Here is a 2,541-nt window from a genome sequence, read left to right as displayed (position 1 = left end):
CGGAAGGGGGAAGCAGGCAAAACCGGACTTGACGACAGTCATGGCGGCCTCCTTTCCTCTTCGGGCGCTTTCCGCTGGTCACGGCATCATGGCCGAGGGTGCCGCGGGGCGGCAAGCGATTTACCGGGGCGCGGCCGGTGCCCCGTTGTCCCTCGCGCGGGCCGCGGTTGCCTGTCAGCCGGAGAGCGTGCGGCCGTGGCGAAACTTCTTCCATGCGACGTGGGTGTGCCGTGCCGGAACCGGAACTTCAGTTCTCGATCACGAGGTCCAGTTCGTTCTCGCCGCTGCGTACGAGGCGGATCCCCGCCCGCGACGCCACGCCGAGCAGACCTTCCACTGTGGACGGTTCCCGAGAGTTCTTCGCCAGTGCTGCCGCCAGCTTCCCCTTGTACGCCTTGTTGTGATGGCTCACGGTCCGCCCGCCCCGGGTCACCACACGCACGGTGACCGCGTGCTCGACCCGGGCGAGCGCCGCATAGGCTCCGGAGCGCAGGTCGACGATCAGTTCGTCACTCGTCGCCAGCACCGGCTCCAGTGCAGGACGCCACAACGCGCGAAGCGAACCGATCGAAGGCAGCGTGTTCCCGCCGGAAAGCCGGTATGCCGGGATGCGGTCGGAGCCCCGGGCGATGCCGAACAGTGCCGAGGCCACGGCCAGCCGTTGCTCCGCCTTCGCGAGCTGCGCCTTGCTGAAACCACCGATGTCGAGGGCGTCGTAGAGGACACCCGTGTAGCGCTCCAGGGCGGGCAGGGTCGCAGCCGACCACAGGGTGCCGTTGCGGGTCACCTCGTCTTCCTGGCGGGCCGACAGGCCCAACGCCCTCAGTCCGGCGGGCAGGTCGGCGGCGAGTTCGACGAGCGCGTCGGCGAGCTTGCGGCGGACCGGGTTCAGCTCCGGCGTGGAGAAGTGGTCGAGGTCCAGCGGCGGACCGTCCCCGCCGGGCGCCTTCGTCTCGGACGGAGGGAGCAGCACCAGCACAGGGGCAGGCTAACCGGTGGCGGACGCCGCACGGGAGCGGGCCGTCGCGGGGTCGACGGGTACGGGTCGTTTCACCCCAAGGTGTGAGAGGGCGCACTCGAACGCACCGTGCACGAACGTGCTCATCGGGCTGTGGCGACGGCATGAGCGATGGGAACCGCGCGCCGGGCGGCGGAGGGTGGGTCCCCGTGATGGGCCCGGGTTGTCCGGCGTTTCCGATGATGAGGCGTTGTTTCCGAAATGGACCCGAGTGCGGATCCTGATGAGCCTGCCCGCGGCCCGAAGCCGCAGGTGAGCGGGCTCAGGGCGGTGGCGGGGGGTGAGTGCGCTGCCGCCGCCGCCCGGCCACTGCTTTACTTCACATATGGAACCCAGTGGGTCGCTGACGCTCCGGTATGCCGTCGCCACCGATGTCGGACGGCGGCGGGATGCGAACGAGGACTCGGTCTATACCAGCCCACGGCTGCTCGCCGTGGCCGACGGCATGGGTGGGCACGTGGCGGGCGAGGTCGCCAGTTCGGCCGCCGTCGCCGCGGTCACCGAGTTCGACCGGCGGCTGGCCGAGGACACGGTCGAAGAGAGCCTCGCCGACGCGCTCGCCGGGATGGTGGGCGATGCGGTGCGAAGGCTGGGCAACCTGGTCGAGGAGGACCCGCTCCTGCAGGGAATGGGTACCACGCTGACCGCCCTGTTGTGGGACGGCACCCGGTTCCTGGTGGCCCATGTCGGTGATTCCCGCGCCTACCGGCTGCGTGACGGCGTGCTGGAGCAGATCACCCGTGATCACACGGTCGTGCAGGAGCTGGTCGACCAGGGGCGGATCACGCCCGAGGTGGCCATGACGCACCCGAGCCGCTCGGTGCTCACTCGCGCACTGCAAAGCGGTGGCGAGGCCGAACCGGACATTTTCGCCGTGGAGGCCCGCGCCGGCGACCGCTACCTGATCTGCTCGGACGGCCTCTCCGACGTCGTCCCCGCCGAGCTCCTGACCGAAGTGCTGACGACGGTCGAAGATCCCGAAGCGACGGTGGCCAAGCTCGTCGAGATCGCCAACGCGGGCGGAGGCCCGGACAACATCACCTGCATCGTCGGCGACATCGCCTGAGCGCGGTGGTGCCGCCCGCGATGGAGCCGGGACGGTCTTCGTGAACGGCGCGGGCGCGCACCGGGCCAGACGGGGCGTGCCGGGCGAGGCGACTCGCCCGGCCGGGCGAGGTTGCGTACCCTGGCCCGGGTGATGGTCGTGGAACCCGAGGACCTCTGCCCGCGCCCGAATCTCGTCCGGCAAGGCTGGATGGACCTCTGTGGCCAGTGGGGATTCGCCTTCGACGACGGGGATGCCGGGCTGGCCGCCCGATGGTATGCCGGTCATGAGGCCTTCGACCGGACCAGCACGGTGCCCTACCCGCCCGAGTCCGAACTGTCCGGTGTTCACGCTCCCCAGCCGCGCCGGGTGGTCTGGTACCGGCGGGAGTTCGACACGGCGGCGCCCCCGCCGGGATACCGGTTCGTGGTGCACTTCGGCGCCGTGGACTACGCCGCCTCGGTCTGGGTCAATGGGG

At 70.4% G+C, this 2,541-nt stretch carries 2 protein-coding genes and 1 pseudogene; 2 read left to right on the top strand and 1 reads right to left on the bottom strand.

Translation table 11 applies throughout. The features are described from left to right. Positions 1-247 precede the first annotated feature (247 nt). Complete coding sequence (yaaA, locus tag FNH05_RS35985) at positions 248-979, bottom strand: peroxide stress protein YaaA (protein ID WP_144593306.1); 732 nt, start codon at positions 977-979, stop codon at positions 248-250. 364 nt (positions 980-1,343) lie between these two features. On the opposite strand from yaaA, the gene FNH05_RS35980 reads away from it, so the two are divergent. Both FNH05_RS35980 and FNH05_RS35975 read left to right on the top strand, forming a co-directional pair. After that, positions 1,344-2,084, top strand: a complete 741-nt coding sequence (locus FNH05_RS35980; RefSeq protein WP_144593305.1) for a PP2C family protein-serine/threonine phosphatase — start codon at positions 1,344-1,346, stop codon at positions 2,082-2,084. 132 nt (positions 2,085-2,216) lie between these two features. After that, positions 2,217-2,541 (top strand): annotated as a pseudogene (locus FNH05_RS35975) (glycoside hydrolase family 2); the annotation flags it as partial.

Source organism: Amycolatopsis rhizosphaerae, assembly GCF_007713715.1.
GTDB classification, from domain to species: Bacteria; Actinomycetota; Actinomycetes; order Mycobacteriales; family Pseudonocardiaceae; genus Amycolatopsis_E; species Amycolatopsis_E rhizosphaerae.
Note: the sequence above shows the minus strand (reverse complement) of the source record. Positions and strands in the feature narration are given on the sequence as shown.